Genomic DNA, 16,141 nt, shown 5'->3' on the forward strand with positions numbered 1-16,141 from the left:
GCATGTTATGGCTGAGCGCAGACTGTTTTCCCGCATCGACTTCAAGGCCAAGGCTTGGCTGGTCGATGGCGCCGGCCATCATCACCACGTGCTGATCCGCGATCTGTCGCTGCACGGTGTGCTGGCGGCGGTGGCCGAGGACTGGCCCGGGCAAAGCGGCGATCGGTTCGAACTGCAGCTGGATCTCGACAGCCATGGCCACCATATCATCATGCAGACCTGCCAGCGCCATCACCACCATGACTGTATCGGCCTGGAATGCCTGCGTATCGATATCGACAGCGCCGGCTACCTGCGCCGGCTGGTGGAGCTGAACCTGGGCGACGACCAGCTGCTGCAGCGTCAGCTCGCCCAGTTGGTGGCCGAGGACTAAAGCGCCGCCAGCGCTTCATCCAGCTTTTTGACGGCGATCACGTCCATCCCTGCCGGCGGCTGCTTGGGCCGGTTGGCCCAGGGCACGATGGCGCGGGTAAAGCCGTGCTTGGCCGCTTCCATCAGCCGCTCCTGACCCGAAGCCACCGGCCGGATCTCGCCGGACAGCCCCACCTCCCCGAACACCACCAGCTCTTTCGGCAGCGGCCGGTCGCGAAAGCTCGACACCAGCGCCAGCAGCAGCGCCAGGTCGGCGCCGGTATCCTCGACCCGCACCCCGCCCACCACGTTGACGAACACATCCTGGTCCGCCATCTGCATGCCGCCGTGGCGGTGCAGCACCGCCAGCAGCAGCGCCAGCCGGTTGTGCTCCAGGCCCACCGTCACCCGGCGCGGATTGGCCAGCTGGGAGTAATCCACCAGCGCCTGCAGCTCTACCAGCAGCGGCCGGGTGCCCTCCCAGATCACCATTACCACCGAGCCGGTGGTCTGCTCCTCGCCCCGGCTGAGGAAGATGGCGGAGGGGTTGCTCACTTCCTTCATGCCGGTCTCGGTCATAGCGAACACCCCCAGTTCGTTTACCGCGCCGAAGCGGTTCTTGTGGCTGCGCAGGGTACGGAAACGGCTGTCGGTGGCGCCGTCGAGCAGCACCGAGCAGTCGATGCAGTGCTCCAGCACCTTGGGCCCCGCCAGGGTGCCGTCCTTGGTGACATGGCCCACCATCAGGATCACCACCCCTTGCTGCTTGGCGAAGCGGGTCAGTTGGGCCGCCGCCTCCCGCACCTGGGATACCGATCCCGGCGCCGACTGCACTTCGGCCACGTGCATCACCTGGATGGAGTCGATCACCATCACCGCCGGCCGTTCTTCCCGGGCGATATGGCAGATCTGCTCGACCCCGGTTTCCGACAGCATGCGCAGTTGGTCGTTGGGCAACCCCAGCCGCTGCGCCCGCATCGCCACCTGCTGCAGGGATTCCTCCCCGGTCACGTACAGGGTTTTCATCCGCCCCGCCAGGCCGCACATCACCTGCAGCAGTAGGGTGCTCTTGCCCGCCCCCGGGTTGCCGCCGATCAGGATGGCCGAGCCGGGCACCAGGCCGCCGCCCAGCACCCGATCCAGCTCCCTGAAGCCGCTGCCGATGCGGGGGATCTCGGTCAGGGCAATCTCGCTCAGGGTCTGCACCTTGTTGTCCTGCACGCCCGCATAGCCGGCGAAGCGGCTGTTGCGGCTGGCTGCGGTCGCCGGCGCCAGGCGGATTTCGGTGATGGTATTCCACTCCCTGCACTCGGAACACTGCCCCTGCCAGCGGGGAAATTCGGCGCCGCACTCGCCGCAGACGAAGGCGGTTTTGGACTTGGCCATGCTGTCTCACTCATTCATTGACGAGCTGTTATACTGGACCAAGTTTTTGGCTCACTCAACCGAAAGGCAAGATGGACCTAAGCCCCTACAAAGCCCTGCTCAACAAACTGGTTCCCCTCAGCTATCACCAGGATCCGGACGCCCTGCTGGAACAGCTGCTGCCCGACGCCGATGCCAACACCCGTTTTCAGTTGCAAGCGGAAGTCCGCCGGCTCACCAGCCCCTGTCTGCGGGTGCTGGATTTGCGCAGCCTGTTTCCGGAGCAGTGCCGGCCGTTCCGCCACCAGGGGCTGGATCATCTGTTGCCGCCGGCCCTGGCGGCCCGTTTCACCAGCATGCTGGCCGACTACAACGGCGAATACACCCGCGGCCTGTATGAAGCGCTGATCGCCGAGCTGGCGGCCCTGCGCAAGCAGCCGTCGATGTTCAACACCCTGCCCTGGCACCTGCCGACCCTCGGCACCCGGCGCAAGGAAAACCGGTTGCGCTTCGTCACGCCCCTGGAGTTGCACCTCGGCGAGCAGCGGCTCAGGGCCAATAGCCTGGATATCTCGGTCCATGGCCTGCTGGCACAGACGCCCCGGCCGGTGACCTTGCCTGAACAGGTGGGGGTTGCCTTTCCCGAACTGGCCAAAACCCCCGGGCTGGCCTGCCTCGCCTCGCCCAGGCACTACCGGCTCAGCCAGGACGAGGGCGGCACCCGGCTCAAGTTGCACCGGCAGGAGCCGGACTCGGAGTGGGATCAGGCCCTGACCCGCTTTATCGAGCAGAGCCGGCCCCGTTACGGAATGGATGCGGAAGACCTCTACGACACGGCCCTGGCCCAGTGCTGGGGCCAGGCCCTGCTCGAAACCAGCCTCAGCCTGTCGCTGTTTTTTGATGCCAGGGGCGCCCTGCAGGAAGTGCTGGCCAACCGCCACGGCAACAAGCTGCTGGCCCACTGGCAGCAACAGCAGCCGGGCGATCTGCTGGCCACCCTGCTCAGCCCGGAGCGGGTGCTGCAGCTGAGTTGCCGTCCCCGGGAGCCCCGGCTGCTGTACAGCTTCTGTCACCAGGGCAAGAGCCAACCCTATTACTTTGTGGCCGATCAATACGAGCTGGAACGGCAGCAGGCCTGCTCGGCATTCGTGAACGAGGGGCTCAGGGCCGGCACCCTGCGCAGCTATTATCTCAGCATCCGGGAGCTGAACTTCACCGATCAGGCGATTGAAGCGCTCGATCACCAGGGGTCGAAACGGCTGCAGCGGCTGGCCTGGCACATCTGGCTGACGCCCCTGCCCGAACTGCCGCCGCCGGTGGACGACGGGGGCGGGCTGCAACAGCTGGCGCCCTTTCTGCGCCAGGCCCGGCCGCAGCCGGTGCAGTGCATCGCCCTCAGCCGGCAGGCTTCCAAACGGCAGGAGCCGCGCTTCCGCCACCAGACCGCGATCACCCTGAAACTGGCCGGGCGGGAGCTCGAAGGACACACCGACGACATCTCGGCCAGCGGCCTGAAGATTACCCTGCCCGCGGCCGAGCGCCTCGACCTGCCCTGCCTGGTCGGCATCAGCCTGACCGAGCTGGGCAAGCGCAGCCGGCAGTGGAAACTGCACGAACTGCCCTACCGGGTGGTGAACCAGAGCGGCGACGGCAAAGTGTTGCACCTGCATATCGAGGGGCCCGCCCAGTCTCATCCGGGGTTTCAGTTTTTCTCGGCCCTGCTCGAGCAGAACCAGGACAAGCTGCGCGCCCGTCCCGACAGCCACCACCGGCCGGCCTGGCTGATGTGGCTCTGCCGCCAGGCGCTGCAGCAACCCCCCTCACCGGCTTTCATCCTGGGCCGCAACGATGCCGGCTTCTACGTGCAGGGCGCCGTCGCCTGCCTGGCCCAGCGCGAACTGATGGCCTTCCTGTCCAACGAATACCAGCAGGCCCATTTCAGCCGGCTGGTCTCGCGCCAGTTGCTGCAATCCATGATCACCACCCTGCACAGGCCCGACGGCAAGAGCCACCTGACCCTGGAGATATGGACGGCGGAGTCCGCCGACGACGGCAAGCGCTGGCTGCTGCTCAATCCGGACCCGGGCCGGCGGCGGTTTCTGCTCGATCCGACCCGGGCCAGGGGGCTGCGCGTCAGCCTGCTGCTCCTCAACCGGCTGCAGTTGCGGCAGCTCGATTACTTCGTCCCGGAATGGGAAGATCTGACCCGGGCGGCGCTGCACAAGACCCAGCAGCTGGAGCAGCAGCTGGCCGAACTGGCCGCCCTGTGCCAGATCTTCGATATCACCGACCTGGTACGCCGGCGGCAACGCCTCAGTGTGCCTGCACCAGGCCGAGCACCCCTTCCAGACTCAGCCGGTTAATACAGACCGGGGCCTGTTCCTGCACCAGCGGCTTGGCATGCAGCGCCACGCCCAGGCCGGCCTGGGCCAGCATCAGCAGATCGTTGGCGCCGTCGCCGATGGCCACGGTCTGGCCGATGGGAATGTTGTGCTCGTGGGCCAGGTTGACCAGGATATTGGCCTTGGCTTCGGCATCGACGATGGCCCCCAGCACCTCGCCGGTGAGCCGACCGTCGCGGATCTCCAGGGTATTGGCAAAGGCCGCGTCCAGCCCCAGCTGCTGTTGCAGGTGGCAGACGAAGGGGGTAAAACCGCCGGAGGCGATGGCCACCTTCCAGCCCAGCTCCTGTAGCCCGGTGACCAGGGTGGTCAATCCCGGCATCAGCGGCATGCGCCCGATCACCTGGTCGATGATGGCCGCGTCGGCTCCGGCCAGGGCCTTGACCCGACGGCGCAGGCTTTCGGAAAAAGGCAACGCCCCTTCCATCGCCGCCCGGGTGATGGCGGCGACTTCGTCACCCACCCCGGCCAGGCGGGCGATCTCGTCTATGCACTCGATCTGGATGGCGGTGGAGTCCATGTCCATCAGCACCAGTCCCGGCTCGCCCGCCGTGGGCAGGGCCGGTACGCAGGCCAGATCCCAGTCGTCGGCCACGGCCTGCAGCCGGGCTTTGAGTGCGGGGCTCCAGGCGGAAAGAGACAGGCACAGCAGATCCCGCTCGGCGATCCGTTTGACCGCCGACAGCTCCACCTCTACCTGCTCGGCCGCCAGTATCGGCAGGCTCCGGGCCAGGGCCGCCTTGTCCAGTCGCTCCGCCAGCAGCACCAGTTGCCCCGCGGGGGACGGGAGCCGCCCCGCAACGAAGCGGCCTTCCCGCCACAAGCAGGGACCTTCAGCCAGCAGAGAGGCCCATTCCTGGACCCGTTCGGGTAATGTATCCATCGACATCGCCACTCGTTTATCCTTGTATCACAACAAAAACCGGCGCTCAGGGTAGCGTATTGCTTTTTCGCCAGGCAAGGGACAATATTGGCCGTCGTTCCAAAACCAAGATGGCCGTGATGTTCCGACCCCTGATAATGCTGCTGTTCCCGGCGTCGCTCCTGCTCGCCGCGGGCTGGCAACTGGTGCAACTGACCGAGCTTGGCCAACGCTGGCAGAGCCTGCCCCAACGCCACGCGGCCGCCCCCCTGGCCGACTACGCCGAGCTCCAGGCGGTGCGCGCCCTCACCACCGAAGATACCGAAACCCAGCAACAACTGGTGGATGAACTGGCCGCCGCCGGCCTGGTGCTATCGGCCCGGCTGTATGATGGCAAGGGCAAGCTGCTGGCCGCGTCCGGCGAGGTGGGCCAGCCGGCGTCGGAGCCCTATGTACGGGAGCTGTATCTGGACGACCGGCCGGTGGGGTTCTTGCGACTGGGGCTGGATGAGGCAACCCTGGCGGCGGAGCAGAGTCGAATCTGGGCGCAGCTGCGCCGTCACCTGGGCTGGCTGCTGCCGCTGTGTACCCTGCTGGGGGCGCTGTTGTGGTTCGGCCTCCACCGGTGGCAGCGGCGGATCGCCGGCAGGGGGGAGGCCGGGACGCCTCCCCCGGGGGAGGCGTCAGGCTGAGTCGCCCAGCAGCACCGACTCCAGCGCCACTTCCATCATGTCGTTAAAGCTGGTCTGGCGTTCGTCGGCGCTCAGCGCCTCGTGACGCAGTATATGATCGGACACGGTGCAGATGGTCAGGGCCCGGGCGCCGAACTCGGCGGCCACGCCGTACAGGCCCGCCGCCTCCATCTCCACCCCGAGGATGCCGTAGTCCTTCATCAACTGGAACAGATCCGCCTGGGGCGAGTAGAACAAGTCCGCCGAGAAGATGTTCCCTACCTTGACCAGTACGCCTTTGGCCCTGGCGGCCGCCACCGCGTTGGCCACCAGCTCGAAGTCGGCGATGGCGGCGAAGTCGTGATCCTTGAAGCGGATGCGGTTGACCTTGGAATCAGTGCTGGCGCCGAGGCCGATCACCACGTCGCGCAAGTTGACATCGTCGCGCACGGCGCCGCAGGAGCCGATACGGATCAGGGTAGTCACGTCGAACTCGGTGATCAGTTCCTTGGCGTAGATGGACACCGAAGGGATGCCCATGCCGTGGCCCATCACCGAAATCCGCCGGCCCTTGTAGCTGCCGGTGAAGCCGAGCATGTTGCGCACCTTGTTCACCAGCCTGACGTCGGACAGGAAGGTGTCGGCGATGTACTGGGCGCGCAGCGGGTCACCGGGCATCAGTACGGTATCGGCGAAATCGCCGCGTTCGGCGTTGATATGTGGAGTAGCCATAATATTCCTCGTTAATCTTGTCGGTTACATCAAAACTGCAATCATTTCTGCCGTCACTCCCACGCGGGAGCAGGGTCCATTTCAATCGACCAAAACGGCGGCCGTCACTCCCGCGCAGGCGGGAGTGACGGCTCCGGTGCTTATAAAAACGACTTGCCGTAATCCATCGGACTGGTGCCGAAATAGGCCGCCAGGGACTGGCCGATATCGGCGAAGGTCTCGCGCCCGCCCAGGGAGCCGGCCGCGAGGCCGCCACCGATACAGATCACCGGGATATGCTCGCGGGTGTGATCGGTGCCGGTCCAGGTCGGATCGCAGCCGTGGTCGGCGGTCATGATCAGCAGATCATCCGGCTGCATGATGGCCAGCAGCTCGGGCAGGCGGCGATCGAAGGCCTCCAGGGCGGCGGCGTAGCCGGCCACGTTGCGGCGGTGGCCGTAGCTGGAGTCGAAGTCGACGAAGTTGGTCATGACGATGGTGTCGTCGCCGGCCCGCTTCACCTCCGCCAGGGTGGCGTCGAACAGCTCGTCCAGACCATTGGCCTTGATCTTGCGGGTGATGCCGCAGTGGGCGTAGATGTCGGCGATCTTGCCGATCGACACCACCTCGCCGTTGTTCTCCTCCACCAGCTTCTGCAGCACGGTCGCGGCCGGCGGCGCTATGCTGTAGTCGCGGCGGTTGCCGGTGCGCGCGAAGTCGGCGGCGCTCCCGCCCAGGAACGGGCGGGCGATGACCCGGCCGATGTTGTAGGGCATCAGCAGCTCACGGGCCAGCTCGCACAACTCATAGAGCCGCTCCAGGCCGAAGCTCTCTTCGTGGCAGGCTATCTGGAACACCGAGTCCGCCGAGGTGTAGCAGATCGGCTTGCCGGTGCGCACATGCTCCTCGCCCAGCTGTTCGAGGATGGTGGTGCCGGAGGCGTGGCAGTTACCGAGAATGCCCGGCAGCCCGGCCTTCTCCACCAGTTCGTCGATAAGGGCCAGGGGGAAGCTGTTTTCAGTGTCGTGAAAGTAACCCCAGTCGAACAGCACCGGCACCCCGGCGATTTCCCAGTGGCCGGAGGGGGTATCCTTGCCGGAAGACAGCTCCCGGGCATAACCGTAGCTGCCGGTGACGTCGGCGGGCAGGGTCACCCCTTCGGCCACTTGGCCGGTGCTCTCCGCATGGGCGTGGAACAGGCCGAGCCGGCCCAGGTTGGGCAGCCGGAGCGGCCCCTGGCGGCCGTTGTCCGCCTCGCCCCGGGCACAGGCGGCGGCAATATGGCCCAGGGTGTCGGCGCCCTCGTCGCCGAACTGGGCGGCGTCGGGCGCGGCGCCGATGCCGAAGGAATCCAGTACCAGTACTATTGCGCGTTTCATTCTGCCTCCTGCTGACGGATCACGTCATAAATCATGTGGGGCGCCTCTTCCCGCTGCTCGCCCAGTATCATGGCGCGGCGGACCTGTTCGGCCGCGGCGGCATAGTCGTCTGCATTGCGGGCATGGACGATGGCCAGCTCGGTGCCGACCTCGACCCGCTCGCCGATGCCGGCGATGGCGGTCAGGCCGACACCGTGATCGATCACATCGTCCGACCGGCGGCGACCGCCGCCCAGGCCCACCACCGCCATGCCAATGTCGCGGGTGTCCATGTCGACGATATAGCCTTCCGCCTCGGCCAGCACCGGTTTGATAATCGGTGCTCTGGGCAGCCGGCGCTCGAAGCTGGTGAGGATATCGGCCGGGCCGCCGAGCCCGGCCACCATCCGCTCGAAGCGCTCGGCGGCGGTCCCTGAGCTGAGCGCGCCGTAGAGCTTGCCCCTGGCCTCGCTTTCGTCCTCGGCCAGGCGGCCCGCCAGCAGCATTTCCACCGCCAGCGCTTCGGTCACTTCATAGAGGCGGCCCTGACGGATCTCGCCTTTCAGCATGGCGATGGCCTCGGCCACTTCCACCGCGTTGCCGGCGCAACTGGCCAGCACCTGATTCATGTCGGTGAGCAGGGCCGAGGTGGAGGTGCCGGCGCCATTGGCCACGGTGACGATGGCCTCCGCCAGCTCCCGCGACGCCGACGCCGTGGGCATAAAGGCACCCGAACCCATCTTCACGTCCATCACCAGGGCGTCCAGGCCGCAGGCCAGCTTCTTGCCGAGGATGGAGGCGACGATCAGCGGAATGGACTCGACGGTGGCGGTCACGTCCCGCACCCCGTACAGCCGCTTGTCGGCGGTGGCCAGGCTGCCGGTCTGGCCGATGATGGCCACCCCCACCTCCTTCACCAGCCGGCGGAAGTCGGCGTTGGGGGGCATGATGTTATAGCCGGGAATCGACTCGAGCTTGTCCAGGGTGCCGCCGGTGTGGCCCAGGCCGCGGCCGGAGATCATCGGCACATGGGCGCCGCAGGCGGCCACCCAGGGCCCCAGCACCAAAGACACCAGATCCCCCACCCCGCCGGTGGAGTGCTTGTCCAGCACCGGGCCGTTGAGCCCCATGCCGGACCAGTCCAGCACCTCGCCCGAGTCGCGGATGCCGAGGGTCAGACCGATGCGCTCCTCGTCGTTCATGTCGTTGAAGAACACCGCCATGGCGAAGGCACCGATCTGGCACTCGGAGATGCTGCCGTCGGCGATGCCCCTGACGAAAAAGGCGATTTCCTCGGCGCTGAGCGCCTGGCCATCGCGCTTGTGGCGGATAATTTCCTGGGGCAGCATCAGTAGCCTCCTTCGGCGGCACCCTTGTCGCTTTCACCCAGGGTATGCAGCAAATTGGCCAGCAGGCTGGAGGCGCCGAAGCGGAAATGGGCGGGGCTAATCCAGTTGGAACCCATAATACTGGCGGCCAGTTGCAGGTATTGCCGGGCCTCTTCGGCGGTGCGCACACCGCCGGCGGGCTTGAAGCCGATGTCCCTGCCACTGTCGCGGATCACCTTGAGCATGATGTCGGCGGACTCCAGGGTCGCGTTGACCGGTACCTTGCCGGTGGAGGTCTTGATGAAGTCGGCGCCGCCCTCGATGGCGAGCTCGGAGGCACGCTTGATGAGCTGCGGCACCTTCAGCTCGCCGCTCTCGATGATCACCTTCAGCAATATCTCACCGCAGGCGGCCTTGCAGGCGCGTACCAGTTCGAGGCCGAGTTGTTCGTTGCCGGCCAGCAGGGCGCGATAAGGAAAGACCACGTCCACTTCGTCGGCGCCGTAGGCCACGGCGGCACGGGTTTCCCGCACGGCGATCTCGATGTCGTCGTTGCCGTGGGGGAAGTTGGTGACGGTGGCAATCTTCACCACCCCTTCCACCCCCAGGCCGCGCAGGGTCTTGCGGGCCACGGGAATGAAACGCGGGTAGATGCAGACGGCGGCGGTGTTGCCGGCCGGGGTCACCGCCTGTTGGCACAGGGCGATCACCCTGGCGTCGGTGTCGTCGTCGTTGAGGGTGGTCAGATCCATCAGGCCCAGGGCCTGGCGGGCTGCGGTGTGTATCTCTGTCATTTGCTTCTCCAGTCTTCACTAGGTGTGAACGAGCGGACTTGGTTCCTTGAAGACAGTTTAAATCCGTTTAACCGCAAATTAGGTGCCGCCTTACTCTGGTTCGGCGCCATCGGGATAAGGTCTCCCCACGCCAACACGCCGCAAAATTATGACACTCGCTGTTTCGGCCTGCTGCGAACATTCACTGGATGTTCGGTCAGGCCGAAATCGCTCGTCGCGGCGAGCAAGCTCGCCCCCTGTAGGCTCGACGACGGCGATATCGCGGCAACTGTCGACGGTTGGCTTAGGGGCCACCTTATCCCTCCCGGTTAGCCACCAGACCAGAGATAAGACCGCCTTATCGCTTTACAGTGCCGCCAAGGCCAGGAAGAAACCGGCGATGGTGGCGGACATCAGGTTGGACAGGGTGCCGGCCAGCACCGCCTTGAGGCCGAAGCGGGCGATGTCGTGGCGGCGGTTGGGCGCCATGCCGCCCAGGCCGCCGAGCAGGATGGCGACGGAGGACAGGTTGGCGAAGCCGCACAGGGCGAAGGAGATGATCGCCTTGGTGTGGTCGGACATGGCCTGGCCGGTGCCTTCCACCAGCAGTTCGTTGCTGAGGTAGGGGGCGAAGTTGATGTAGGCCACGAATTCGTTGACCACCAGCTTCTGGCCGATGAAGGAGCCGGCGATGGTGGCTTCTTCCCAGGGCACGCCCAGCAGGAAGGCCAGGGGCGAGAACAGCCAGCCGAGCAGCAGCTCCAGGCTCAGGTCGTCCATGCCGAACCAGTTGCCGAGGCCGCCCAGCATGCCGTTGATCAGCGCGATCAGGCCGATAAAGGCGAGCAGCATGGCGCCCACGTTCATCGCCAGGATCATGCCGGAGGTGGCGCCGGAGGCGGCGGCGTCGATGATGTTGGCGGGCCTTTCTTCGTCCGGCAGATCGGCGTCGGCCTGGGACTCGTCCACCTCGGGGGTGTCGGTCTCGGGCATGATCAGCTTGGCGAACAGCAGGCCGCCGGGGGCCGCCATGAAGGAGGCGGCGATCAGGTATTCCATCGGCACGCCCATGGAGGCGTAACCGGCCAGCACCGAGCCGGCCACCGAGGCCAGGCCGCCGCACATCACCGCGAACAGCTCGGAGTCGGTCATCTTGGAAATAAAGGGACGCACCACCAGCGGGGCTTCGGTCTGGCCGACGAAGATGTTGGCGGTGGCGGACATGGACTCGGTGCGCGAGGTGCCCAGTACCTTCTGCAGGGCGCCGCCCAGGATGCGGATGATCCACTGCATGATGCCCAGGTAGTAGAGCACGGCGATCAGCGAGGAGAAGAAGATGATCACCGGCAGCACCCGCAGGGCGAAGATAAAGCCGAGGCCGCTGGAGAAGGCGGCGTCGCCCACCAGGCCGCCGAACAGGAAGCCCATGCCGTCGTTGGCGTAGGAAATCACCTGGGACACGCCGGCGGAAATGGACTGCAGAATGTCCTTGCCCACCGGAACATAGAGCACGAAGGCACCCAGGCCGGCCTGGATGGCGAAGGCGCCGCCCACGGTACGAAACCGGATGGCGCCGCGGTTGCTCGAGAACAGTATGGCGATAAGGACCAGCGTCGCCATCCCCACCAGACTCATGATCAAAGTCATATATCTATCCTTCAATAACAGCTAAAACGGGAAACCCGACAATCATTGTCAGCTGGGCGGGATTATACGAGTTCGTTGACAACAGAATAGGAAAACAGCGGCAATAATCGAGCAAAAAGCCAATAAAATTATGGTTTTTAGAACGAAAACGTTTTTCTTGGCATGCGCTCAGGACCAGCCGAACAGCCGTTCGACATTGCGTTCCAGCTGCGCGGCCAGCGGCCCGGGTTGCTGGCCGCGCAGCTCGGCGAGCGCGGCCAGCACCAGCGGCAGCCGGGCGGGATGGTTGGGCTGGCCCTGAAAGCCGCACAGGGGCATGTCGGGCGCGTCGGTTTCCAGCACCAGCGCCTCCGCCGGCATGGCGGCCAGGGTGTGGCGGGTCTTGCTGGCCCTGGGATAGGTGATGGTGCCGCCCACCCCCAGGTGAATGCCGAGCGCCCAGAAGGCCCGGGCCTGCTGCAGGGAGCCGGAAAAACCGTGCACCACCCCGCCCACGGGCGGAAAACGGCGCAGCCATTTGAGCAGGGTATCGTGGGTCTTGTGGCTGTGCAGTATCACCGGCAGCGCCCGTTCCCGGGCCAGCCGCAGCTGGAACAGCAAGGCGGCTTCCTGCTCGGCCGGGGGCAGCGGGATGGTGCCATCCAGTCCCATCTCGCCCAGGGCGACACAGCGGTGATCGGCCTCGTCCAGGGCTTGTACCAGCCGTCCTTGCCAGTCGGCGGACGCCCGCTCCAGCCACCAGGGGTGCAGCCCCAGGGCGTAATGCATGCCCGCCAGCCGCGCGCAGAGCCCCGGCAGCCCCGGCCACTGGGCCTCTTCCACCCCGGGGATCACCAGCCGGTGCACGCCCAGCGCCTGCGCCCGTTGCCAGTGGCCGGGCCTGTCGTCGTCGAAGGCGGCAAAGTCGAAATGGCAGTGGCTGTCGGTCAGGCGCATGGGGCAACTCCCAGGAGGTCAGGTTTCAGCTTAACCGCTGGGCCGAAATAAAAAAGCCCCGGCGGCCGGCCGGGGCTTCAGGCGCCTTTAGTGTTCCCGGGTCTTGCGGAACTGGATGTCCGGGTAGCGTTCCTGGGTCAGGTTGAGGTTGACCATGGTGGGGGCGATGTAGCTCAGGTTGTCGCCGCCGTCGAGCGCCAGGTTGAGCGACATCTTGCGCTGGAACTCGTCCAGCTTCTTGGGATCCTTGCCGTACACCCAACGGGCGGTGGACACGTTCACCGCCTCGTACAGGGCGTCCACGTTGTATTCGGACTTGAGCCGGGCCACCACCACGTCGAACTGCAGCACGCCCACCGCACCCACGATCAGATCGTTGTTGTCGAGCGGGCGGAACACCTGCACCGCGCCTTCCTCGGAGAGCTGCACCAGGCCCTTGAGCAGTTGCTTCTGCTTGAGCGGGTCGCGCAGCCGGATGCGGCGGAACAGCTCGGGGGCGAAGTTGGGGATGCCGGAGAACTTGAGATCCTCGCCCTGGGTGAAGGTGTCGCCGATCTGGATGGTGCCGTGGTTGTGCAGGCCGATGATGTCGCCGGCGAAGGCTTCCTCCGCTCGCTCCCGGTCGCCGGCCATGAAGGTGACGGCGTCGGAGATGTTGACCAGCTTGCCCAGGCGCACGTGCTTCATCTTCATGCCCTGGCTGTACTTGCCGGACACGATGCGCATGAAGGCGATGCGGTCCCGGTGCTTGGGATCCATGTTGGCCTGGATCTTGAACACGAAGCCGGAGAACTTCTCTTCGCTCGCCTCCACCGCCCGCTCGTGGGTCTGCCGCGGCATCGGCGCCGGCGCCCATTCGGTGAGGCCGTCGAGCATGTGGTCGACACCGAAGTTGCCGAGCGCGGTGCCGAAGAACACCGGGGTCAGTTCGCCGGACAGGAACAGCTCCCGGTCGAACTCGTGGGAGGCGCCCATCACCAGCTCCAGCTCCTCGCGCAGCTGGGCGGCGAAGTCGTCGCCGATGGCCTGGTCCAGCTCCGGGTTGTCCAGGCCCTTGACGATGCGCAACTCCTGGATGGTGTGGCCCTGGCCGGACTGGTAGAGGATGGTCTCGTCCCGGTGCAGGTGGTAGACCCCCTTGAACAGCTTGCCGCTGCCGATGGGCCAGGTGACCGGGGCGCACATGATGTTGAGCTCGGTTTCCACCTCGTCCAGCAGCTCCATGGGATCGCGGATGTCCCGGTCCAGCTTGTTCATGAAGGTGACGATGGGGGTGTCGCGCAGCCGGGTCACTTCCATCAGCTTGCGGGTGCGGTCTTCCACGCCCTTGGCGGCGTCGATCACCATCAGGCAGGAGTCCACCGCGGTCAGGGTGCGGTAGGTGTCCTCCGAGAAGTCTTCGTGGCCGGGGGTGTCGAGCAGGTTGACCAGGCGGTCGTTGTAGGGGAACTGCATCACCGAGGTGGTGACCGAGATGCCCCGCTCTTTTTCCATCTCCATCCAGTCGGACTTGGCGTGCTGGCTGGAGCCCCGGCCCTTGACGGTGCCGGCGGTCTGGATGGCGCGCCCGTGCAGCAGCACTTTTTCGGTGATGGTGGTCTTACCCGCGTCCGGGTGCGAGATGATGGCGAAAGTGCGGCGCTTGGCCACTTCCTGCTGGAATGGTGATGACATGGTCGGCGATCTTCTACTTTGATGAAGGAGCGAAAAGCGCGCTGGCGCCCTTCGCTCGATGAGCGACAGAGATAACGGCGCCTATTGTCCCCGATCCGCGCCGGATCCTCAATCGGCAGATCGCATGCCGCCGCCCTTCGCTCAGCCGCGGGCCCGGCGCACGTTGATCAGCATGGGGCTGCCGTTGACCGGATCCGGAATAATGTCGCAGTCCACCCCGTAGAGCCGGCGGACCAGCCCGGCGGTCAGGATCTCGCCCGGGGCGCCGCGCGCCATGATGCGGCCGTCGCGCATCGCGATCAGCTGATCCGCATAACGGCAGGCGCTGGCCAGATCGTGCACCACCATCGCCACCGTCTTGCCCCGGGCCGCCAGGGTACGGATCAGCTCGAAGATTTCGATCTGGTGGCCGAGGTCCAGCGCCGAGGTTGGCTCGTCGAGCAGCAGCAGCGGCGTCGACTGGGCAATCGCCATCGCGATCCAGGCGCGCTGGCGCTGGCCGCCGGACAGTTGATCCAGCACCCGCTGCTCCAACCCCCGCAGATCGGCGGCGTCCAGCGCCCGGGCCACGGCGGCCCTGTCCTCGCTCGACCACTGGCGCAGCCAGCCCTGGTGGGGCTGGCGGCCGAAGCGTACCAGATCCTCCACCGTCATCCCTTCCGGAGCCGAGGTGTCCTGGGGCAGCAGGGCCAGCCGCCGGGCCACTTCCCGCGCCGGCTGGCGGTGGATCTCGGTCCCGTCGAGCAGAATGCTGCCGCCCAGGGGGCGCAGCACCCGCGCCAGTGCATTCAGCAGGGTCGACTTGCCGCAGCCGTTGGGGCCGACGATGGCGGTGACCTGGCCGGGCTCGAGCCGCAGATCCAGCCCGTCGATGATCACCTGGCGGTCGTGGGCCACCACCAGTTCCCGCGCTTCCAGCGGTGCCGTCGGCCGGAGCGGGGAAAGCGGTAGCGTTGAGGTAACAGCATTCATGGCTGACTCCTGGAGGAAGGGTGCAAAAGCATCCACAGCAGATAGGGACTGCCGGCCACGGCGGTGACGATGCCCACCGGGATCTCCAGCGGCGCCAGCAACAGCCGGCCAAGCAGATCCGCCAGCAGCATGATCAGGGCGCCGGCCAGGGCCGAGGCCAGCAGCGGCACGCCCCGGTGACGGCAGAGCAGGCGGGCGATTTCCGGGCCGAGCAGGGCCACCAGCCCCACCGGTCCCGCCACCGCCACCGCCAGCCCGGTCAGCAACACCGACAGCGCCAGCCCCTGGCGGCGCACCCGCCGCAGGCTCACGCCCAGCCCGATGCTGACCGGATCCGCCAGCTGCACCAGCTGCAGGGTCCGCGCCAGCCGCAGCGACAGGGCCAGTCCGACGACAAGCCCGACGCCGAGCAACAGGGTCGCCCCGGGGCTGCGTCCGTTCAGGCTGCCGACCGTCCATGGAAAGGCGGCGTTGGCCAGGTCGATGGCGACCCGGCTGAGCATCAGCTGGGTAACGGCGCCGGCGATGGCGCCGATACCCAGCCCGGCGATGATAAAACGGTACCCGCGGGTGCCGCTGCCCCCGGCCAGGCCGAAGGCCAGCACGGTGGCGGTGGTGGCGCCGACCAGCGACATGGCGGGCGGCGCCAGGGCGATGCCGGTGCCCACCACCGAGGCCACCGCGAAGGCGGTGGCCGCGTTGTCGATGCCGATGATGCCCGGGGTGGCCAGGCGGTTGCGCGCCAGCGTCTGCATCAGGCACCCCGACAGCGCGAAGGCCGCGCCGGTGGCGATGCCGGCCAGCACCCGCTGCAGCCGCAGCTCCCGCACCACCAGCTGGTGCAGCGCCGGCCCCTCGCCCCAGAGGGCGTGCCAGACCTCGGCCGGGCCCAGGCGCACGCTGCCCAGCCCCAGCGCCGCCGTGGCGACCAGCGCCAGCAGCAGCAACAGCAGCAGGTTGACCGTGAGGGCACGACGGGGGAGCAGCAGGCTCAGCTCCCGCCCGCCCCAGCGGGTGGCCAGCAGCCAGTAGCCGGCGGGCATCGGCAGGCCGGCGGCCGGCGCCTTGGGATGGTGCGCGTTCATTCGTCG

The 16,141-nt window shown here is 66.6% G+C and carries 14 protein-coding genes; 3 read left to right on the top strand and 11 right to left on the bottom strand.

Annotated features, from left to right (window positions below):
- Nucleotides 1-7 precede the first annotated feature (7 nt).
- Nucleotides 8-373, top strand: a complete 366-nt coding sequence (locus C7H85_RS14995) for a PilZ domain-containing protein (RefSeq protein ID WP_106730508.1) — start codon at nt 8-10, stop codon at nt 371-373.
- Here the strand turns inward: C7H85_RS14995 and radA are convergent.
- Entirely contained in the window at nt 370-1,737 is a 1,368-nt protein-coding gene (radA, locus tag C7H85_RS15000; RefSeq protein WP_106730509.1) for a DNA repair protein RadA, read from the bottom strand. The genes C7H85_RS14995 and radA overlap by 4 nt on opposite strands.
- A gap of 71 nt (nt 1,738-1,808) precedes the next feature.
- Between radA and C7H85_RS15005 the strand changes: the two genes are divergently transcribed.
- The gene (locus C7H85_RS15005) at nt 1,809-4,079 is read left to right on the top strand and encodes a PilZ domain-containing protein (protein ID WP_106730510.1); all 2,271 of its coding nucleotides are present in this window, start codon (nt 1,809-1,811) and stop codon (nt 4,077-4,079) included.
- On the opposite strand, the gene serB is transcribed toward C7H85_RS15005, so the two are convergent.
- A complete protein-coding gene (gene serB / locus C7H85_RS15010) occupies nt 4,030-5,007 on the bottom strand; it encodes a phosphoserine phosphatase SerB (protein ID WP_168388271.1) in 978 nt (325 codons plus the stop codon). The two genes, C7H85_RS15005 and serB, sit on opposite strands and share 50 nt — an antisense overlap.
- 113 nt (nt 5,008-5,120) lie before the next feature.
- On the opposite strand from serB, the gene C7H85_RS15015 reads away from it, so the two are divergent.
- Nucleotides 5,121-5,672 (top strand): hypothetical protein, encoded by a 552-nt coding sequence (locus C7H85_RS15015; RefSeq protein WP_245879686.1) that lies wholly within the window; start codon nt 5,121-5,123, stop codon nt 5,670-5,672.
- Here C7H85_RS15015 and deoD read toward each other — a convergent pair.
- The 9 genes from deoD to C7H85_RS15060 all read right to left on the bottom strand — a co-directional run bounded on the left by deoD (nt 5,664) and on the right by C7H85_RS15060 (nt 16,135).
- Nucleotides 5,664-6,383: a purine-nucleoside phosphorylase gene (gene deoD, locus C7H85_RS15020; protein ID WP_106730513.1), complete on the bottom strand. Its 720-nt coding sequence runs from the start codon at nt 6,381-6,383 to the stop codon at nt 5,664-5,666. The genes C7H85_RS15015 and deoD overlap by 9 nt on opposite strands.
- 140 nt (nt 6,384-6,523) lie before the next feature.
- Nucleotides 6,524-7,741, bottom strand: coding sequence for a phosphopentomutase (locus tag C7H85_RS15025; protein ID WP_106730514.1), 1,218 nt, complete (start codon nt 7,739-7,741; stop codon nt 6,524-6,526).
- The gene (gene deoA, locus C7H85_RS15030; RefSeq protein ID WP_245879687.1) at nt 7,738-9,069 is read right to left on the bottom strand and encodes a thymidine phosphorylase; all 1,332 of its coding nucleotides are present in this window, start codon (nt 9,067-9,069) and stop codon (nt 7,738-7,740) included. Before deoA ends, C7H85_RS15025 begins: the two co-directional genes overlap by 4 nt.
- Entirely contained in the window at nt 9,069-9,842 is a 774-nt protein-coding gene (gene deoC / locus C7H85_RS15035) for a deoxyribose-phosphate aldolase (protein WP_106730516.1), read from the bottom strand. Before deoC ends, deoA begins: the two co-directional genes overlap by 1 nt.
- Nucleotides 9,843-10,187: 345 nt before the next feature.
- Complete coding sequence (locus C7H85_RS15040; protein WP_106730517.1) at nt 10,188-11,468, bottom strand: NupC/NupG family nucleoside CNT transporter; 1,281 nt, start codon at nt 11,466-11,468, stop codon at nt 10,188-10,190.
- A gap of 168 nt (nt 11,469-11,636) precedes the next feature.
- On the bottom strand, nt 11,637-12,404 hold the full coding sequence (locus C7H85_RS15045; protein WP_106730518.1) for a TatD family hydrolase: 768 nt from the start codon (nt 12,402-12,404) through the stop codon (nt 11,637-11,639).
- A gap of 87 nt (nt 12,405-12,491) precedes the next feature.
- Nucleotides 12,492-14,078 carry a peptide chain release factor 3 gene (gene prfC / locus C7H85_RS15050; protein WP_106730519.1) on the bottom strand — a complete coding sequence of 529 codons (1,587 nt, stop codon included), beginning with the start codon at nt 14,076-14,078 and terminating at the stop codon, nt 12,492-12,494.
- A gap of 141 nt (nt 14,079-14,219) precedes the next feature.
- Entirely contained in the window at nt 14,220-15,050 is an 831-nt protein-coding gene (locus tag C7H85_RS15055; protein WP_106730520.1) for an ABC transporter ATP-binding protein, read from the bottom strand.
- Nucleotides 15,047-16,135: a FecCD family ABC transporter permease gene (locus C7H85_RS15060; protein WP_106730521.1), complete on the bottom strand. Its 1,089-nt coding sequence runs from the start codon at nt 16,133-16,135 to the stop codon at nt 15,047-15,049. Before C7H85_RS15060 ends, C7H85_RS15055 begins: the two co-directional genes overlap by 4 nt.
- Nucleotides 16,136-16,141: the final 6 nt, after the last annotated feature.

It is taken from the genome of Zobellella endophytica (assembly GCF_003012775.1).
Taxonomy (GTDB): Bacteria; Pseudomonadota; Gammaproteobacteria; order Enterobacterales; family Aeromonadaceae; genus Oceanimonas; species Oceanimonas endophytica.

Coding starts and splice junctions, on each gene's coding strand:
- C7H85_RS15055 (WP_106730520.1), bottom strand. CDS start 15,050: ATGAATGCTGTTACCTCAACGCTACCGCTTTCCCCGCTCCGGCCGACG.
- deoD (WP_106730513.1), bottom strand. CDS start 6,383: ATGGCTACTCCACATATCAACGCCGAACGCGGCGATTTCGCCGATACC.
- serB (WP_168388271.1), bottom strand. CDS start 5,007: ATGTCGATGGATACATTACCCGAACGGGTCCAGGAATGGGCCTCTCTG.
- C7H85_RS15040 (WP_106730517.1), bottom strand. CDS start 11,468: ATGACTTTGATCATGAGTCTGGTGGGGATGGCGACGCTGGTCCTTATC.
- C7H85_RS15005 (WP_106730510.1), top strand. CDS start 1,809: ATGGACCTAAGCCCCTACAAAGCCCTGCTCAACAAACTGGTTCCCCTC.
- deoC (WP_106730516.1), bottom strand. CDS start 9,842: ATGACAGAGATACACACCGCAGCCCGCCAGGCCCTGGGCCTGATGGAT.
- C7H85_RS15015 (WP_245879686.1), top strand. CDS start 5,121: ATGTTCCGACCCCTGATAATGCTGCTGTTCCCGGCGTCGCTCCTGCTC.
- prfC (WP_106730519.1), bottom strand. CDS start 14,078: ATGTCATCACCATTCCAGCAGGAAGTGGCCAAGCGCCGCACTTTCGCC.
- C7H85_RS15045 (WP_106730518.1), bottom strand. CDS start 12,404: ATGCGCCTGACCGACAGCCACTGCCATTTCGACTTTGCCGCCTTCGAC.
- deoA (WP_245879687.1), bottom strand. CDS start 9,069: ATGCTGCCCCAGGAAATTATCCGCCACAAGCGCGATGGCCAGGCGCTC.
- C7H85_RS15025 (WP_106730514.1), bottom strand. CDS start 7,741: ATGAAACGCGCAATAGTACTGGTACTGGATTCCTTCGGCATCGGCGCC.
- C7H85_RS14995 (WP_106730508.1), top strand. CDS start 8: ATGGCTGAGCGCAGACTGTTTTCCCGCATCGACTTCAAGGCCAAGGCT.
- radA (WP_106730509.1), bottom strand. CDS start 1,737: ATGGCCAAGTCCAAAACCGCCTTCGTCTGCGGCGAGTGCGGCGCCGAA.
- C7H85_RS15060 (WP_106730521.1), bottom strand. CDS start 16,135: ATGAACGCGCACCATCCCAAGGCGCCGGCCGCCGGCCTGCCGATGCCC.